This is a genomic window from Streptomyces sp. NPDC054842, from assembly GCF_053611025.1.
In genome coordinates this window covers 104,195-122,383 of sequence record NZ_JBSGZN010000004.1, presented here as the reverse complement: position 1 = coordinate 122,383, position 18,189 = coordinate 104,195, and the positions used below count along the sequence as shown (strand labels likewise).

The following is an 18,189-nucleotide window of genomic DNA, read 5'->3' as shown; positions in this document are numbered from 1 at the left end:
TGCCTTTCCCGTGGCTACGAAACCACCGCCGGATCAGGCGACTTGGCGGACCGCTCCGCCTTGTCGTCCTCGTCACCCATGGCGATCCCGCGTCGCTTGGAGAGGTAGACGGCGCCCACGATCACGAGCAACGACAGCACCGCGATCAGTACCCGCATACCGACGCTCTTGTCGTCGCCGTACGAGAACTTGACGACCGCGGGCGCGATCAGCAGCGCCACCAGGTTCATCACCTTGAGCAGCGGGTTGATCGCGGGTCCCGCGGTGTCCTTGAAGGGGTCGCCGACCGTGTCGCCGATCACCGTCGCGGCATGCGCCTCGCTGCCCTTGCCGCCGTGGTGGCCGTCCTCGACGAGCTTCTTCGCGTTGTCCCAGGCGCCACCGGAGTTGGCGAGGAAGACCGCCATCAGCGTGCCGGTGCCGATCGCCCCCGCGAGGAACGAGCCGAGCGCGCCGACCCCGAGCGTGAACCCGATCGCGATCGGCGTCAGCACGGCGAGCAGTCCGGGCGTGGCGAGTTCACGCAAGGCGTCCTTGGTGCAGATGTCGACGACGCGCCCGTACTCGGGTTTCTCGGTGTAGTCCATGATCCCGGGATGCTCGCGGAACTGCCGCCGCACCTCGTAGACCACGGCCCCCGCCGACCGGGACACCGCGTTGATGGCCAGCCCCGAGAAGAGGAAGACCACCGCGGCGCCGGCGATGAGCCCGACCAGGTTGTTGGGCTGCGAGATGTCCATCATCAGGTTGAGCGGAGCGCCGCTGCCGGAGACCTTCTCGCCGACCTCGTCCGCGGCCGTGGTGATCGCGTCCCGGTACGAGCCGAAGAGCGCCGAGGCCGCGAGGACGGCCGTGGCGATGGCGATGCCCTTGGTGATGGCCTTGGTGGTGTTGCCCACCGCGTCCAGGTCGGTGAGCACCTGGGCGCCCGCGCCCTCGACGTCGCCGGACATCTCGGCGATGCCCTGCGCGTTGTCGGAGACCGGGCCGAAGGTGTCCATCGCCACGATCACACCGACCGTGGTCAGCAGGCCGGTGCCGGCCAGCGCCACCGCGAACAGCGCCAGCATGATCGACGTACCACCGAGCAGGAACGCCCCGTACACGCCGAGGCCGATCAACAGGGCGGTGTAGACGGCCGATTCGAGTCCGATGGAGATGCCGGCGAGGACGACGGTGGCCGCGCCGGTGAGCGAACTCTTGCCGATGTCCCGCACGGGCCGGCGGGTCGTCTCGGTGAAGTAGCCGGTCAGTTGCTGGATCAGCGCGGCCAGCACGATGCCGATCGCGACGGCGATGAGCGCGAGGATCCGCGGATCGCCGCCCTTGCCCTGGATCGCCGCGTCGGTGACCCCGTCCAGATCGGCGTAGGACGACGGGAGATAGGTGAAGACGGCCAGCGCCACCAGGGCCAGCGAGATCACCGCGGAGATGAAGAAGCCGCGGTTGATGGCGCTCATCCCGCTGCGGTCCGCCCGGCGTGGCGCCACCGCGAAGATGCCGATCATCGCCGTGACGACCCCGATCGCCGGGACGATCAGCGGGAACGCGAGCCCGGAGTCGCCGAACGCGGCCTTGCCGAGGATCAGCGCGGCGACCAGCGTCACCGCGTACGACTCGAACAGGTCCGCGGCCATACCGGCGCAGTCGCCGACGTTGTCGCCCACGTTGTCGGCGATGGTCGCGGCATTGCGCGGATCGTCCTCCGGAATGCCCTGCTCGACCTTGCCGACCAGGTCGGCGCCGACGTCGGCGGCCTTGGTGAAGATGCCGCCGCCGACACGCATGAACATCGCGATCAGCGCGGCACCGAGACCGAAGCCCTCCAGGACCTTCGGCGCGTCGGCGGCGTACACCAGCACCACGCAGGAGGCGCCCAGCAGACCGAGCCCCACCGTGAACATGCCGACCACGCCGCCCGTGCGGAAAGCGATCTTCATGGCTTTGTGCGAGACGGCGGTGAGATCCTTTTCGGGCTCGCCCTCCGCCGGAGTCGCTTCCCGTGCGGCGGCGGCCACACGGACATTGCTGCGTACGGCGAGCCACATGCCGATATAACCGGTGGCCGCCGAGAACGCCGCGCCGATCAGGAAGAAGATCGATCGGCCCGCCCGCTGATTCCAGTCGTCCGCGGGCAGCAGCATGAGCAGGAAGAACACCACGGCGGCGAATACGCCGAGTGTCTTCATCTGCCGCCCCAGGTAGGCATTGGCGCCCTCCTGGATCGCCTTCGCGATCTCCTTCATGCTGTCGGTGCCCTCGCCCGCGGCGAGGACCTGGCGCACCAGGATTCCGGCGACCACGAGTGCCGCGAGCGCGACGACCCCGATCACCATCACGATGATGCGGTTGTCGTCCGTCAGTACCGCGGCTGCGAGGGTAGTGGGGTGGTCAAACTCATGAGGGGTAGAAAGCCCCGCCATTCGTCCTCCTTGACGCTTGGGCTGAGCTCAAGATGTGGACGGATTGTAGGTACCGGAACCTGATCAAAACAGTGTGCGGCAAACAGAATTGGCCTTCACAGGCCCTTCGGTAAATGATCGCCTGTGAACGCGGAACCCGAAAGCGGTAATGGCCCAAAAGCGTTGACGCCCGAGTTCCACGGCACGGGAACCGATCGTGAATGAATTCACGAAAAGGCGCCCCCTCGCACCGCGCACCAAAAAGGGCCCCGCTGAGCAGGGCCCTTGAGGTACTACGGGTGGAGCGCTTGTGTCTCGGGGGGTTACGCCGGAGGCGTCACGGGATGAGCGCGGCGGGCGGCGTGGTCGGCCAGCTCATCCTGATCAGTCCGCCGTTCTCGCCGGCGGTCACCTCGACGTCGTCGACCAGACCGCTGATGACCGCGAGGCCCATCTCGTCCTCCTCGGTCTCCACGTCCGGCTCGTCGGACGCGCCACGAGCGCCGGGCACCCGGTCGCCCGGGGCCGAACGCGGCGCCTCGTCACCGACCTCGATGGAGAACTGCTTCTCGTCCTCGATCAGTGACACCCGGACCGGCGCCGACGTACCGCTGCTCTGATGCAGCCCGACGGCACGGGTGCAGGCCTCGCCCACGGCGAGCCGGACCTCGTCGAGTACGGCCTCGTCCACTCCGGCCCTGCGCGCCACCGCTGCCGCCACCAGTCGGGCGGTCCTGACGTGCTCGGGCAGCGCGCTGAAGCGGAGTTCAACGGTGGCCATGCATCCCCCTAAGAACTACGGGCGTGCTGTCAGGGGGCCGGGCCGCCGAGACCCGTCCCCCCGCGTTGCTTCTGCCGTCCTGGGCACGCGACTGCTGCCGTCCTGTGGCACGCGGCCCGTCGGACGGGTCAGTCGGTGGCCGCCACCGCTTCCTCGACGGAGGTGTGGATGGGGAACACCTTGGTCAGGCCGGTGATACGGAAGATCTTCAGAATGCGCTCCTGGTTGCAGACCAGCCGCAGCGAGCCCTCATGGGCACGCACACGCTTGAGGCCGCCGACCAGCACGCCGAGCCCGGTGGAGTCGAGGAAGTCCACGCCCTCCATGTCGACGACAAGATGGAAATTGCCGTCGTTCACCAGCTCGACCAGCTGTTCGCGCAGCTTCGGCGCGGTATATACATCGATTTCGCCACCGACCTCGACGACCGTACGATCGCCGACGGTACGGGTCGACAGGGACAGGTCCACGGATCCTCCAGCACCTTGCTAATCGAGCGGTCATCCCAAGGGACACCTCGGCAGAGCCCCCGGGACGGTTCGCCAGCCGCGATGGCATTCAATCACTTACCGGCAGGCGTGCACGACGCCTTGGCTCCATTGTCCGTCACGCCAGTGACACACTCGGTCCCGATGGCCAAGAATCACCGATCCGATCACACCCGGACGGACACCGCTTCCAGCCCTTCGCCGGGCACGGTCCTGGACCGGCTCGCCTCGGGGCCGAGCCGGGCTTCGCGCATCACTCATACGGAGCACTTGCCCCCGCGTGCGGGTCGGCATGCCGTCTGGCCCGACCGGATCCGGTCCGAGGTCGTCGCCGCCGTGCAGGCCGCCGGCATCGAGCACCCCTGGGCCCACCAGGCACGCGCCGCCGAGCACGCCCTCGACGGCGAGTCGGTGATCGTCGCCACGGGCACCGCCTCCGGCAAGTCCCTGGCGTACCTCGCGCCCGTCCTGACGGCCCTCCTGGACGGCTCCGAGGCCCCGAACGGCCGCGGCGCCACCGCCCTGTACCTGGCCCCCACCAAGGCCCTGGCGGCAGACCAGTGCCGATCCGTGAAGGAACTTTCACAACCGCTCGGAAACGCCGTGCGCGCCGCGGTCTACGACGGCGACACGCCGGTCGAGGAACGCGAATGGGTACGTCAGTACGCCAACTACGTCCTCACCAACCCCGACATGCTGCACCGCGGGATCCTGCCGTCCCACCCCCGCTGGTCCTCCTTCCTGCGGTCCCTGCGCTACGTCGTCATCGACGAGTGCCACACCTACCGCGGCGTCTTCGGCTCGCACGTCGCCCAGGTGCTGCGCCGCCTGCGCCGACTCTGCGCCCGCTACGGCTCCTCCCCGGTCTTCCTGCTGGCCTCCGCCACCGCCGCCGAGCCCTCCGTCGCCGCGGGCCGCCTCACCGGCCTGCCCGTCGTCGAGGTCGCCGACGACGCCTCCCCGCGCGGTGAACTCGTGTTCGCGCTGTGGGAGCCCCCGCTGACCGAGCTGCACGGCGAGAAGGGCGCACCCGTACGGCGTACCGCCACCGCCGAGACCGCGGACCTCCTCACCGACCTGACCCTCCAGGGCGTGCGCTCGGTCGCCTTCGTACGCTCCCGCCGCGGCGCCGAGCTGATCGCGGTCATCACCCAGGAGCGGCTCGCCGAGACAGACCGTTCACTGGTCCGGCGTGTCGCGGCCTACCGGGGCGGCTACCTCCCCGAGGAACGCCGCGCCCTCGAACGCGCCCTCCACTCCGGCGAACTCCTCGGCCTCGCCGCCACCACCGCCCTCGAACTCGGCGTCGACATCTCCGGCCTCGACGCCGTCGTCATCGCCGGCTATCCCGGCACCCGCGCCTCCCTCTGGCAGCAGGCGGGCCGCGCCGGACGCTCCGGGCAGGGCGCGCTCGCCATCCTGGTCGCCCGCGACGACCCGCTGGACACCTTCCTCGTGCACCACCCCGAGGCCCTCTTCGACCAGCCCGTCGAGTCCACGGTCCTCGACCCCGACAACCCCTACGTCCTCGCACCCCACCTGTGCGCCGCCGCCGCCGAGATACCTCTCACGGACGAGGACCTCGACCTCTTCGGTCCCGCGGCGTCGGATCTGCTGCCGCAGCTGGAGGCCGCGAAGCTGTTGCGCCGCCGCACGAAGGCCTGGCACTGGACCCGCCGGGAACGCGCCGCGGACCTCACCGACATCCGCGGCGGCGGGGGCAGCCCCGTCCAGGTCGTCGAGTCGGGCACCGGCCGGCTCCTCGGCACCGTGGACGAGGGCGCCGCGCACACGGCGGTCCACGAGGGCGCCGTCCACCTCCACCAGGGCCGCACGTACCTGGTGCGGAAACTGGACCTGGAGGACTCCGTCGCCCTGGTCGAGGAAGTCGCTCCGCCGTACTCGACGGTCGCCCGCGACACGACCTCCATCTCCGTCCTGGAGACGGACGTCGAGGTCCCCTGGGGCGACGGCCGCCTGTGCTACGGCTCCGTCGAGGTCACCAACCAGGTCGTCTCCTTCCTGCGCCGCAGGCTCATCACCGGCGAAGTGCTCGGCGAGACCAAACTCGACCTCCCTCCCCGTACGCTGCGCACCCGCGCCGTCTGGTGGACGGTCACCGAGGACCAGCTGGACGCCGCCCGGGTGAACCCCGAGATCCTCGGTGGCGCCCTGCACGCCGCCGAGCACGCCTCGATCGGCATGCTGCCGCTGTTCGCCACCTGCGACCGCTGGGACATCGGCGGCGTCTCCCTCCCGCTGCACCCGGACACCCTCCTGCCGACCGTCTTCGTGTACGACGGCCACCCTGGCGGCGCGGGCTTCGCGGAACGCGCCTTCCACACCGCCCGCGCCTGGCTGACCGCCACCCGGCAGGCCATCGCCTCCTGCGAGTGCGACGCCGGTTGCCCGTCCTGCATCCAGTCCCCCAAGTGCGGCAACGGCAACGATCCGCTGCACAAGCGGGGTGCCGTGCGGCTGCTCACGGTGCTGCTCCAGGGAGCCCCCGAGCCTGAGGCGTCCGACCGCCCGGCGGAGGGTCCGTCGGAACAGGCCCCGCCCGACCCGAGGGACCCCCAGGACCGGCCGGACCTCCTGGGACCGCCGGCCCCCGTGGGCCTGGGCGACCCGGAGGAACGGGGAGACCCGCAGGCCCCGCTCTAGACCGGACCTCGGTGGCGAAGAGACCTCGTCCGGACGCCGCCGTGACGTCCGAGACCTCGCCGACGAGGCCGCACCGCACGAGACGGGCGCCCTGCACCCATGCCACCCGCTCCGCCCCGGCACAGGCCGACGTGGCGCCCTTCGACCAGTGGTCCGCCGCCGCGAGCGCCGCGAGGTCGGCCGCGGCGGCCGCCCGATGCCGGGTCACCGCCGCCTGCCCGACGCTCAGCACGACCCCGAACACCACACACAGCACGGCGACGGCCCCGACCACCCAGACGGACGCGGACCCCCTGTCGGACGCCCCGAGGGGCGGGACGAGCGCGGAGCCTCTATCGGGCGTCCAGGCCACACGGACGGGGGGTGAGCCTTCTTCGGCCGCTCTGGCCTCCCTGGCCGCCCGGACGGGCGGTGTGCCTTCGTCGGCCGCTCTGGCCGCCCGGACGGATACCGGCCCGCTGCCGGACGTCTCGACCGCAGGGACGGGCGTCACCTCCCTGTCGGGCGTCCAGGTTGCTTGGACGGGCGCTGAGCCTTGGTCGGACGCCTTGGCCGCCCGCGTGGACGCTGAGCCTTCGTCGGACGTCCTGGCCGCCCGCGTGGACGCCGGGCCCCTGTCGGACGCCCCGATCGGAGGGACGGGCGCCACCCCCCTGTCGGGCGTCCCGGCTGCTCGGACGGGCGCTGAGCCTGCGTCGGACGCCCTGGCCGCCCAGGCGGACGCCGGGCCACTGTGGGGCGCCCCGACCAGCCGGACAGGTGCCGGCCGTCCGGAGGGGACGGATGCTGATCGCGTGTCTGACGGCACGGATGCCGACGCGTTGCGCCAAACGGGTGCCTGGCCGTTGTCCAGCGGCTTGGAAGGCCGACGGGGCCGGACGAGCGTCGGGCCCCTGAGTGACGACAAGAACAGACGAGCCGTACTGGGCCGGACGGGTGGTCGGCCTCTGTCCGAGGACACGGACCGCCGGCTTAGGCGGACAGGTGTCGGGGCGCTGCCAGATGGCACGAGCAGGGAGACCTGGCTAGGCCGAATGAGTGTCGGAGCCCTGTCGGGCCGGGCCCGCGCCGAGGACGGGCCGGACAAGGCCGCGGGCGAACGGTCCAGGACGCTGGCACGTTCGCGGCCGCGACCGCGAGTAACGCCGGCTCCGGCGCTGGTGCCAAAGCCGGTGCCGGTGCCGGTGCCGGTGTCACCGTCGGTGCTGGCGCTGGTGCTGGCGCCACCGTTCCTTCCACCACCACGGCCTCCACCTCGGCCACTGTCACTGCCACTGCCACTGCCACTGCCACTGCCACTGCCACTGCCACTGCCACTGCCACTGCCACTGCCACTGCCACTGCCACTGTCAGACCGAACCAGCCCTAGCGACCGACCGTTCCCAGCCAACCCCAGCGTTCGACCCTTCCGCGCCCGACCCAGGCAGCCGCCCAACGGGACCGCCAGATACCCGACCCCAGCCCCCGTCCTCACCCGGCCGCGTCCCGTACTCCTCACCTCCTCACCCCTGTCGCCACTGAGTCCCCCGTCATCTCAGTCACCCCACCCGTCCAAGCCACCACGCCGACCCCGGCGGCCCCGACCGTCTCCTCCGCCAACGCCACGGCCTCGTGACGCAGTTCGAGGGTCAGGCCGTCCGGGCCCGGCGGGTGGGCCGCGACCGTCACGCGCACCAGGTCGCCGTCACGGCGTACCGTCACCCGCGCCCCGCTCGGTGCCGCGCGGCGTGCCAGCGCCGCCACCGCTTCCGGCGGGTCCTGGCGAGCCGCCGCCCGGGCCCCCGCCCTCGCCGCGTCCACGCACTGGATCTGCGCGGACGCGGCCAGCAGAGCCCAGACGAGGGCCATCGCGAACAGCACGAGGGCGGGCAGCACGACGGCGGTCTCCGCCGTCACGAATCCCCGGTCCCGTTCCCTCCGCGGGCCACCGTGCGAGCCGACCCGGAACTCCGGCCGCCCCCGCCCGCCTGGCCCCCGGCCCCGTGACCAACGCGTCCTCGCGTGCGAGCGAGCGCCCGGCGTACGGACCCGCGCCCACCACGCCCCGCTCGCCTCACATCCGGACATCGAGTGCTCGTCCCACGATGTCCTGCAACTCCCCGCTGACCTGCCCGCTGGTCAGCACCTTGTAGAGCACCGCGGCGAAGCCCACCGCCGCGATGATGCCCATCGCGTATTCGGACGTGACCATCCCCGCGTCCCTCCGCGCAGCCCGCACACGGTCCCCGTGCTTCGCGCGCACCCCGTCCACCAGAGCCCTCAGTCCCGCCCGTACCGCCCGTGTCGCCTTGCCCATCTCAACCCCCGTGAGGTCCGTCTTCATTGCCATCCGTCCGCGTCACCACCTGCGCCGCCAGCCGCCAGCCGCTACCCGCCGCCGTCAGCGCTTCGCCGCTCCTGTCATCCACCTCCACCTCACACACCTCCACCTCACAAGGCGCCCTCGGCCAGGCCGATCACCACCGGCAGCACTCCGACCGCGATGAACGCGGGCAGAAAGCACAGTCCGACCGGCGCGGTCACCATGACCCCCGCCCGGCGCGCCCGAGCCTCGGCGGCGCGGCCCCACTCGGCGCGGGCCTCCGCGGCGATGCGGGCCACGGGCGTCGCTGCCGGGACCCCGGATTCACCCGCCCGTTCCAGCAGCCGGGCGAGCGCGGCGGCCCCCGGCATCGAGGCGAGTGCCCGCCAGGAGTCGGCCGGTTCACCACCGAGGCGGACCTCGGCGGCGCCTCTCGCCAGCCGCTCCCCCACCGGTCCGCGCAGGGCCTCTCCCACGGCACGCGCGGCCGCGACGGGGCTTGCGCCGGCCGCGATGCACGCCGCCAGCAGGTCTGCGGCGAGCGGGAGTTGGCGGGCCGCCACACTCGCGTCGTACTCCGGTGCCGAAGCCGTCGCTTCTCTGAGCCGCAGGCGCCACACCCCGAACCCGGCGGCGAGTCCGGCCACGAGGCCCACGAGTCCTCCGACCAGCACCCAGCCGGCACCGACCGCTCCCACCACCGGCAGCCACCGCCGCACCGCACGGCGCACCCGCACGTCCAAGTGGCGCCCCCGGGCCGCCTCCTCCAGGCACAGCACCGCTGCGAATCTCCCTCGTGCCCTGCGCTTCCGCCCCGCCGTGACGACCAGCCATCCGAGGACGCACATCACGCACAGGACCGCCCCCAGCCTGTGGACAACCTCCGCGCTCATACCGCCTCCGCTCCCCGCACGATCCGCAGCGCCCACCACAGCCCCACGGCCTCCAGGACCGCACCGGTGAGCAGGAAGCCCAGGCCCGGTCCGGTGTGCAGCACCACGTGCAGCGGGTCGGCGCCGAGAGCCGTGCCCAGGAGCAGCCCGAGCAGGGGCAGCCCGGCGAGCATCACCGCCGTGGAACGGGCGCCGGCCAACTGTGCTCGTAAGTCAGCGCGTTGATCCCGCTCCGCTCGCAGTGCTCCTTCGAGGCGGTCCAAGCCGGTCGCGAGCCCCGCGCCCCGGTCCACGGCCACCCGCCAGCACGCCGCGAGCCCCGACAGTCCTTCGGCTCCTGGTTCCCCGGCCGCGATGACGAGCGCGCCGGGCACATCCCCGCCGAATCTCGCCGCCGACAGCACCAGCCCCTGCGCCTCACCGAGGCCGTCCCAGTCGGCCGCGGCACGCAGCAGCGCCTCCCCCGGCTGCCGTCCGGCCCGCACCTCTCCCGCGAGCGCCCCGCACAGGGCGATGACCGCGTCGCTCCGCCGCTCACGCTCCCGACGCCTCCCCCGAGCCCGTCTTACGCGCCGCAACAGAGGCACACCGGCGGCGCCGGCCAGCAGGGGCAGTACCGACGCCCCCAGCAGCGCGACCACCAACCCGGCGGCCAGCGACCACCATTCGGGCGTCAGCCGTCCCCGCACCCGCCGCGCTCCGACGAACGCCCGCTCCCACGACGGCGGGCCGACCTCCACGGCCCCGTCCCCCGCGCACAGCACCCGGGCCCGCCTCACCTCATGATTCCGCCCGGCGAGCAGCCAGGCGGCCACTCCCGCACAGGCCATGGCCGCGCTCATCACCACCTCGCCCGTACCCACAGCCCCCGTCATCCCGTGCCTCCGTCCCTGTCCCGCCGCTCTCCCGTCACCACGCCCCACTCCCCTCGGTCCCGGACCGGAGCAGCCCCCGCAGCCGCTCCCACCCCCGCTCGTACGCGAACGCATCCGCGCCCCACCGCAGTGCGGGTACCGTCACCACCCAGCCCGCGGGATCCCGCTCCAGCACGTGCACCTCGGCGATCCGGCGCCGCCCGGCCCGGTCGCGTACGAGGTGCAGCACGACCGCGAGAGCAGCCGCCAACTGGCTGTGCAGAGCCGCCCGGTCGAGTCCGGCAGCCGTGCCCAGCGCCTCCAGCCGGGCCGGCACCTGGGCCGCGGCGTTCGCGTGCACCGTGCCGCACCCGCCTTCGTGCCCCGTGTTCAAGGCGGCCAGCAGGGACACCACTTCGGGCCCCCGCACCTCCCCGACGACCAGCCGGTCCGGTCTCATGCGCAGCGCCTGCCGCACCAGATCCGGCAACTCGACCTGTCCCACGCCCTCCTGGTTCGCGGGCCGCCCTTCCAGGCGGACCACGTGCGGATGGTCGGGCCGCAGTTCGGCCGAGTCCTCGGCGAGCACGATCCGCTCGCCGGGGCCGACCAGCCCCAGCAGGGCACTGAGCAACGTCGTCTTGCCCGTCCCCGTGCCTCCGCTGATCAGGAACGACAACCGGGCGTCCAGCAGGGCCCGGAGCACCCGGTCACCACCGGGCGGGACCGTCCCCGCGGCCACCAGTTCGTCGAGAGTGAAGGCGCGCGGGCGGACGACCCGCAGCGAGAGGCAGGTCGAGCCGACGGCGACCGGTGGCAGGACCGCGTGCAGCCGGGTGCCGTCCGGCAGCCGGGCGTCCACCCAGGGGCGGGCGTCGTCGAGCCGTCGGCCGGCCACCGCAGCCAGACGCTGCGCGAGGCGCCGTACCGCCGCCGCGTCCCGGAAGGAGACCGACGTCAGCTCCAGGCCCCCGCCGCGATCGACCCACACCCGGTCCGGCGCCGAGACGAGGACGTCCGTCACCGCCGGGTCCGCGAGCAGCGGGTCCAGGGGACCGCTGCCGACCAGTTCGGAGCGCAACTCGTGGGCGGCGCCCAGTACTTCCGTGGCCCCGAGGACCTGCCCCTGGGCTCGCAGCGCCTGGGCCACCCGCGCGGGTGTCGGCTCGGCCCCGCTCTCGGCGAGCCACTGCCGCACACCGTCCAGCAGCCGCGCGCACCCGCCCGTGCCCGCTCCACCGCCGGAACCCGCATCCGCGTACGCGCCCGCCCCAGCGCCGGCACCGGCCCTCACGCCTGTACCCGTCCCCCGGCCGGTACCCGGGCCCGCGCTCATAGCCGCCGGCCTGCCGGGACTCGCGCTCGCCGGTCCGCCGAGCCCTGAGCCCGCGCCCGAGCCGTCCCCGGCGCCACCCGGTTTCGAAGCGGAGGCCCCGTGCTCCCCGGACCGCGTGCCGTCACCCGCCCACGAAGGCCGGTTCATGCGGCTCCTCCTTGAGCCGGCACGCGCTCCCAGAAGGCCGCGCAGAAGCGGGCGAGCGGACCGCGCGCGGCGCCACCCGGCGGTACGCCGCCGTCCGGGCGCGGGATCTCGGCGGGCACCTCGCCGACCAGGGGAAGTCCGAGCAGGCGAGCCACCTCGCGGTCGTCCAGTCCGGGTGCGTACGGCCCGCGCACCGCGACGCGCAGGTCGCGCAGGACCATGCCGACCGCCGAGGCCACCCGTCCGGCCGACGCGATGGCGCGCAGCTCGGCGGGGACGACCAGGACTCCCAGGTCCAGTTGGGCGAGTGCCTCCGCGGCGCCCTCGTCGATCCTTCGCGGCAGGTCGACGACGACCGCGCCGCCGCGACGTCTGGCCGCGGCGAGGACGGCCCGGACCGCCGGGGGCGGGACGGTCACCGCGTCGCCGCGGTCCCAGCTGAGGACCCGCAGGGCGTGCAGCTCGGGCAGCGACTCCTCCAAAGCTCCGCCGCCGACCCGGCCCCGGGAGCCGGCGAAGGCCGGCCAGCGCAGGCCCTCGGCGGTCTCGCCGCCGAGGAGTACGTCGAGTCCGCCGCCCAGCGGGTCGGCGTCGACCAGCAGCGTGCGCCGCCCCTGCCGCGCGGACGTCACCGCGAGGGCGCAGGCCAGGGTGGACGCCCCGGCGCCGCCCCGGCCGCCGATCACGCCGACGGTGAGTGCGGGCCTGCCGACGCCCTCGGCCACGTCGGCGATGCGGTCGACCAGCCACCGCTCGCCGTCGGGAAGCATCAGGACGTGGTCGGCGCCGATCTCCACGGCCCGCTGCCAGACTCCGGAATCGTCCTGATCCCGCCCAACCAGCACCACGCCCCTTCTGCGGGTCGCTCCGCGCACCCGGGCCGCCGCGTCGTCGCCGACGAGGACGAGCGGAGCCGCTTCCCATCCGCCGCCGCGCTCCGGTACCCCCGGATGGACTTCGGGCCGGGCGCCCGCCGCCGCGCACAGGCGCAGCAGGTCGTCCAGCAGTTCGATGTCCTCCGTGACGATCAACGGTCCGCCCTGCCGCCCTTCGGCGGTGGGCGGCCGGCCGTGGGTGATGGCTCCGGCCACGATCTCCAGCCCCCTTCGATGCTGCCTCGGCGGGGCCCGGAACGACCCCGCGATTCCCTCATGGGTGAAGACCGTCAACCGGCCTCCATATGAACGGCCGATACGAACCGGCCAAACGCGTCCGACAAACGGAACCGGCCATGAACTCGCCGCGAGTGGTCGCGCTGGAATCACGGTGCAACGAACACGGAAATCTTGTGGATCTTGGTGGATAACTGTGGACAACGCAGAAGCTGTGAATATCGCCGTCACCCTCACAGGTGACCCCGTACGACTTCCGCAGCGCAGCGGTACGACTACGCACAGTGACGGATCATGGGCGCGCCTCGACAGGCCCGAGAAATGGGCCCGGATGCGGACAGACCGCGAACGTAAAGGGAGAAACCCACCCGGACATGCGACGACCCCCGCCGGGGGGGAGAGCGGGGGTCGTCCCCACGGCCGACTCGGGGGGGGGAGGAGTCGGGCCGGGTTAGCACGGTCGCGAACGATCCGTGACTTCCATGGTGTACCCGAGAGCCCTCTCAGGCAAACCCACGCGCCCCACACTACGCCGAATGGTGGGCGCCTATGCTCTGCCTCGTGGAAAACCACTCCTTGCCCCGTACCGCAGCCTTCTTTGACCTGGACAAGACGGTCATTGCGAAGTCGAGCACCCTCACGTTCAGCAAGTCCTTCTATCAAGGCGGGCTGATCAACCGAAGGGCCGCTCTGCGCACCGCATATGCCCAGTTCGTGTTCCTGGCGGGCGGCGCCGACCACGATCAGATGGAGCGGATGCGGAAGTACCTGTCCGCCATGTGCCGCGGGTGGAACGTCCAGCAGGTCAAGGAGATCGTCGCCGAGACGCTGCACGGGCTGATCGACCCGATCATCTACGACGAGGCCGCGTCGCTCATCGAGGAGCACCACACGGCAGGGCGCGACGTCGTGATCGTGTCCACGTCGGGCGCGGAGGTGGTCGAGCCGATCGGCGAGCTGCTCGGCGCCGACCGCGTGGTGGCGACCCGCATGGTCGTGGGCGACGACGGCTGCTTCACCGGCGAGGTGGAGTACTACGCGTACGGGCCCACCAAGGCGGAGGCGATCAAGGAGCTGGCCGCGTCCGAGGGGTACGACCTGTCGCGCTGCTACGCCTACAGCGACTCGGCGACCGACCTGCCGATGCTCGGCTCCGTCGGCCACCCCCACGCGGTGAACCCGGACCGCGCGCTGCGGCGGGAGGCCGTCGCCCGGGGCTGGCCGATCCTGGACTTCCACCGCCCGGTACGGCTGAAGAAGCGCCTGCCCGCCCTGTCGGTGCCGCCGCGACCGGCGCTCGTCGCCATGGCCGCGATCGGCGCCGCCGCGACCACGGCGGGGCTGGTCTGGTACGCGAGCCGGCGCCGGACGCCCGCCATGTGACCGGCGGCGCCGAGGGCCCAAATGGCGGCGCGCTGAATGCCGTCCCATTCACACCGCTTTGGGGCTGAAAGTAAAGAAGTACGGCGAGGGGTTCCGCTTCCTCCGGACCTGGAGTACAAAGAAGGTAACGGCCCGCGAGACCAAGGACATCCGAGAGGATCACCTTAGAACGCACCAAGGCCCCACGGACCGAGCATGGACACCAGGCACCCACGCGACGTCGACCCGTCGATTACGGGCCAGCCGCACCAGGTGACGGGCAAGAGTTCCCGACCTGATGGGCAACACTCGAGGACGCTTGGTAACCCGGTGAACATGCCAGCGGCGGTACGAGAACTCGTACCGCCGCAACCCTGTCCGAGCCGTTTTCCGCCCTCCCATGGAGGGCGTTTTTCGTGTGCCGCGACTCCTAGGCCGCGCCGCGCTGCAGCGCCTCGCAGACCGCGGTGGACTCGCGGGCGCCGAGTTCGACCGCCCTGCCGCAGTGCGCGATCCAGGCCGCCATGCCCTCCGGGGTGCCGGAGGCATAGCCGTCGAGCGCGGCCACGTAGGCGGCGCGGCCCAGTTCGCCGTGGCCGACCTCGGCCGGGCACACGGATTTCGGGTCCAGGCCGCTGTTGATCAGGACGATGCGTTCCGCGGCGCGCGCCACCAGGCCGTTGTGCGAGCCGAACGGCCGCAGGGCCAGCAGCTCGCCGTGGACGACGGCCGCCGTCACCAGGGCGGGCGCCGAGCCGCCGGCGATGACCAGCCCGGAGAGTCCTTCGAGGCGGCCCGCAACCTCGTTCGCGTCCGGCAGCGGCAGTTCGACCAGCGGCTCGTCGACCGGCTCGCCGTCTTTGCGGGGCCGTCCCACCTCGTCGGCGTTGTCGGCGGCGGCCACCAGGTGCAGCCTGGCCAGCACCCGCACGGGCGACTGGCGCCAGATGGAGAGGAGCTGGCCCGCCTCGGCCGTCAGCCGCAGGGCGGCGCCGACGGTGCGGGCCTCGTCGTCCCCGCTGAAGTCGGTACGCCGCCGCACCTCCTCCAGGGCCCAGTCGGCTCCGAAGAGCGCCGCGGAACCGCGCGCGGCGCGCAGTGCCGCCTCGGACGTGATCTCGTTGCTGCGGCGTCGCATGATCCGGTGTCCGTAGACCCGGTCCACGGCCTTGCGCACGGACTCCACGGACTCGGCCACTCCGGGCAGCGAGCCAAGGGCCGCGAGCGGATCTGCGGTCGCGCCTGTCGTACTCATGAGTACGACCCTACGCATCCCGGCCGCCGTCCCCACGAAGGAGTGGTCTTCTTCACGTCCACACGCGCGTGGGGCCCCTCTCCGCACTATCTTCCTGAACATGAAAATTGCTTTCGTTGGGAAGGGCGGCAGCGGCAAGACCACGCTGTCCTCCCTCTTCGTCCGCCACCTGGCGGCCGCCGGCGCCCCCGTCGTCGCCGTGGACGCCGACATCAATCAGCACCTCGGGGCCGCGCTCGGGCTCGACGAGGACGTGGCGGCGACCCTGCCCGCGCTGGGCGCGCACCTGCCGCTGATCAAGGACTGGCTGCGCGGATCCAACCCGCGGATCGGGTCCTCCGAGGTGATGATCAAGACGACCCCGCCCGGGGAGGGCTCCCGGCTGCTGCGGGTGCGCGAGGACAACCCCGTGTACGACGCCTGCGCGCGTCCGGTGGAACTCGACGGCGGCACGGTCCGTTTGATGGTCACCGGCCCCTTCACCGAGGCCGATCTCGGTGTCGCGTGCTACCACTCCAAGACGGGCGCGGTCGAGCTGTGCCTGAACCACCTGGTCGACGGCCGCGACGAGTACGTGGTGGTCGACATGACGGCGGGCTCGGACTCCTTCGCCTCCGGCATGTTCACCCGCTTCGACATGACGTTCCTCGTCGCCGAGCCGACCCGTAAGGGGGTCTCCGTCTACCGGCAGTACAAGGAGTACGCCCGCGACTACGGCGTCACCCTGAAGGTCGTCGGCAACAAGGTGCAGGGCCCGGACGACGTCGACTTCCTCCGCGCCGAGGTGGGCGACGACCTGCTGGTCACCGTCGGGCACTCCGACTGGGTGCGCGCCATAGAGAAGGGCCGTCCGCCCCGGTTCGAGCTCCTGGAGGACGTCAACCAGCGCGCCCTGCGCATCCTGCGGGCCGCCGCGGACGCCACGTACGGACTCCGTGACCCGGAGCGCTACACCCGCCAGATGGTGCACTTCCATCTGAAGAACGCCGGCTCCTGGGGCAACGCGAAGACCGGGACCGACCTGGCGGCGCAGGTCGATCCCGGCTTCGTGCTGCGTGAGGACGCGGCGGCGGCCGTCCCGGCCCTCGACGCGGCCGTGTAGCGCGTTACCGCTGGAAGGCGGGGGCCCCGGGGACTCCCTTGGGAGCCGGGGCCGGGCTGCCCGAGAGGTACGAGGCCCAGTCCTCCTTCGGGGCCTCACCGACCTTGAGGCCGCGCAGCTTCTCCAGCGTCGCCGGGTCCTGCGCGTCGAGCCAGTCGGCGAGTTGCCGGAAGGACACGCAGCGCACCTCCGACCTGGTGCACACGCTTCCGATGACCTGGTCCAGGGCGCGCATGTACGTGCCGCCGTTCCAGGACTCGAAGTGGTTGCCGATGACCAGGGGGGCGCGGTTGCCGTGGTAGGCGCGCTCGAAGCCCTGGAGCAGGCCGTCACGCATCTGGTCGCCCCAGTACTCCTGCTTGGCGGGGTCGCCCTGGGTCGTGGTGCCCGACTGGTTCACCATGAAGTTGTAGTCCATGGTGAGCGTCTCGAAGCCGCGGCCCGGGACCGGGACGAGCTGCATCGACAGATCCCACAGGCCCTCCTTCTTCTTGGGCCAGACCTGGTCGTTGACGCCGCTGGTGTCGTAGCGGAAGCCCAGCTGGCGGGCGGCGCGCATGAAGTTCTTCTGCCCCTCCAGGCAGGGGGTCCGGGCGCCGATGAGCTCCCGGTCGTAGTCGAAGGGCAGCGGGGCGGCCTTCATCAGACCGGTGTTGGTCTTCCAGGACTTCACGAACGACTTCGCCTGGGCGATCTCGCTCTTCCAGTCCTTGACCGACCACTCGCCGACCCCGCCCCCGCTGCCGCAGAAGTGGCCGTTGAAGTGGGTCCCGATCTCGTTGCCCTCCAGCCACGCCAGGCGCAGCTGCTTCACGGTCTCCTTGATACCCCCGGCGTCGTTGAAACCGATGTCGGAGCGTCCCGGCGAGTGCTGCGGGGGCCGGTAGAGGTCGGCCTTGTCCTCCGGCAGCATGTACACGCCGCTCAGGAAGTACGTCATCGTCGCGTTGTTGTCCTTGGCGACCTTGCGGAAGTGCGAGAACAGCTTCTGGCTGTCCTCACCTGCGCCGTCCCAGGAGAAGACCACGAACTGCGGGGGCTTCTCGCCGGGCTTCAGCCGCTCGGCCCGCGGCAGGTGCGGCTGCGCTCCGGTGTACGCGGTCGAGCCGTCGCCGATCAGGCGGAACGCCTTCTTGGGCGCCGGGGCCGCGGCGGGCTTCCTGGCACCGTGCGCGCCTTCCTCGGAACCGGTGGTGCCGGTGGCGCAGCCGGCGAGTGCCGTGGCGCAGGCCGCGGCGAGCGCGACACCCGCGGCGATCCTCTGGGTGGTGGCCATCTTCCGCCCACCTTCTTCCTTCAGTCAGGGCAACCCTGCTCGGGGCGTTCTCCGGATGACGTGCAGGGGCGTGCCGTCAGCGCCGTCAAGGTCGCACGGACTGCGGGAGAGATTTGTATGACAAGCCGATGAAATTCCCGATTCACTCGCGCGAGTGATTTACTGCCCCATTTGCCGGTATCGCCCACACCTGCCCTTTACTTAGCATTACGATC

14 protein-coding genes and 1 pseudogene are annotated in these 18,189 nt (G+C 71.9%); 3 read left to right on the top strand and 12 right to left on the bottom strand.

Translation table 11 applies throughout. The features are described from left to right. Nucleotides 1-14: 14 nt before the first annotated feature. From ACWGIS_RS04920 to bldG, 3 genes are all read right to left on the bottom strand, one after another. On the bottom strand, nucleotides 15-2,423 hold the full coding sequence (locus tag ACWGIS_RS04920; protein WP_453360991.1) for a sodium-translocating pyrophosphatase: 2,409 nt from the start codon (nucleotides 2,421-2,423) through the stop codon (nucleotides 15-17). Between the two features lie 316 nt (nucleotides 2,424-2,739). Next, nucleotides 2,740-3,183, bottom strand: a complete 444-nt coding sequence (locus ACWGIS_RS04915) for an ATP-binding protein (RefSeq protein WP_453360990.1) — start codon at nucleotides 3,181-3,183, stop codon at nucleotides 2,740-2,742. Nucleotides 3,184-3,311: 128 nt separating this feature from the next. Beyond that, nucleotides 3,312-3,653, bottom strand: coding sequence for an anti-sigma factor antagonist BldG (gene bldG, locus ACWGIS_RS04910; RefSeq protein WP_010986038.1), 342 nt, complete (start codon nucleotides 3,651-3,653; stop codon nucleotides 3,312-3,314). 81 nt (nucleotides 3,654-3,734) lie between these two features. Between bldG and ACWGIS_RS04905 the strand changes: the two genes are divergently transcribed. Then, nucleotides 3,735-6,335: a DEAD/DEAH box helicase gene (locus tag ACWGIS_RS04905; protein WP_453360989.1), complete on the top strand. Its 2,601-nt coding sequence runs from the start codon at nucleotides 3,735-3,737 to the stop codon at nucleotides 6,333-6,335. 46 nt (nucleotides 6,336-6,381) lie between these two features. On the opposite strand, the pseudogene ACWGIS_RS04900 reads toward ACWGIS_RS04905, so the two are convergent. The 7 genes and pseudogenes from ACWGIS_RS04900 to ssd form a co-directional block, all read right to left on the bottom strand. Further along, nucleotides 6,382-6,579: pseudogene (locus ACWGIS_RS04900) on the bottom strand (Rv3654c family TadE-like protein); the annotation flags it as partial. 1,250 nt (nucleotides 6,580-7,829) lie between these two features. Beyond that, entirely contained in the window at nucleotides 7,830-8,231 is a 402-nt protein-coding gene (locus ACWGIS_RS04895; RefSeq protein WP_453360988.1) for a TadE family type IV pilus minor pilin, read from the bottom strand. A 157-nt stretch (nucleotides 8,232-8,388) separates the two neighbouring features. Continuing rightward, entirely contained in the window at nucleotides 8,389-8,631 is a 243-nt protein-coding gene (locus ACWGIS_RS04890; protein WP_453361095.1) for a DUF4244 domain-containing protein, read from the bottom strand. 134 nt (nucleotides 8,632-8,765) lie between these two features. Continuing rightward, a complete protein-coding gene (locus ACWGIS_RS04885; protein ID WP_453360987.1) occupies nucleotides 8,766-9,530 on the bottom strand; it encodes a type II secretion system F family protein in 765 nt (254 codons plus the stop codon). After that, complete coding sequence (locus tag ACWGIS_RS04880; RefSeq protein ID WP_453360986.1) at nucleotides 9,527-10,405, bottom strand: type II secretion system F family protein; 879 nt, start codon at nucleotides 10,403-10,405, stop codon at nucleotides 9,527-9,529. The genes ACWGIS_RS04885 and ACWGIS_RS04880 overlap by 4 nt, the downstream gene beginning before the upstream one ends. A gap of 34 nt (nucleotides 10,406-10,439) precedes the next feature. After that, a complete protein-coding gene (locus ACWGIS_RS04875; RefSeq protein WP_453360985.1) occupies nucleotides 10,440-11,720 on the bottom strand; it encodes a TadA family conjugal transfer-associated ATPase in 1,281 nt (426 codons plus the stop codon). Nucleotides 11,721-11,863: 143 nt separating this feature from the next. After that, a complete protein-coding gene (gene ssd, locus ACWGIS_RS04870) occupies nucleotides 11,864-12,958 on the bottom strand; it encodes a septum site-determining protein Ssd (RefSeq protein ID WP_453360984.1) in 1,095 nt (364 codons plus the stop codon). Nucleotides 12,959-13,528: 570 nt separating this feature from the next. Here ssd and ACWGIS_RS04865 point away from each other — a divergent pair. Next, nucleotides 13,529-14,362 (top strand): HAD family hydrolase, encoded by an 834-nt coding sequence (locus ACWGIS_RS04865; protein ID WP_453360983.1) that lies wholly within the window; start codon nucleotides 13,529-13,531, stop codon nucleotides 14,360-14,362. 409 nt (nucleotides 14,363-14,771) lie between these two features. Here the strand turns inward: ACWGIS_RS04865 and ACWGIS_RS04860 are convergent, their stop codons facing one another. Further along, nucleotides 14,772-15,596 carry an oxidoreductase gene (locus ACWGIS_RS04860; RefSeq protein ID WP_453360982.1) on the bottom strand — a complete coding sequence of 275 codons (825 nt, stop codon included), beginning with the start codon at nucleotides 15,594-15,596 and terminating at the stop codon, nucleotides 14,772-14,774. 100 nt (nucleotides 15,597-15,696) lie between these two features. On the opposite strand from ACWGIS_RS04860, the gene ACWGIS_RS04855 reads away from it, so the two are divergent. Then, entirely contained in the window at nucleotides 15,697-16,698 is a 1,002-nt protein-coding gene (locus ACWGIS_RS04855; RefSeq protein WP_453360981.1) for an ATP-binding protein, read from the top strand. Between the two features lie 4 nt (nucleotides 16,699-16,702). On the opposite strand, the gene ACWGIS_RS04850 is transcribed toward ACWGIS_RS04855, so the two are convergent. Beyond that, entirely contained in the window at nucleotides 16,703-17,974 is a 1,272-nt protein-coding gene (locus ACWGIS_RS04850; RefSeq protein ID WP_453360980.1) for a hypothetical protein, read from the bottom strand. Nucleotides 17,975-18,189: the final 215 nt, after the last annotated feature.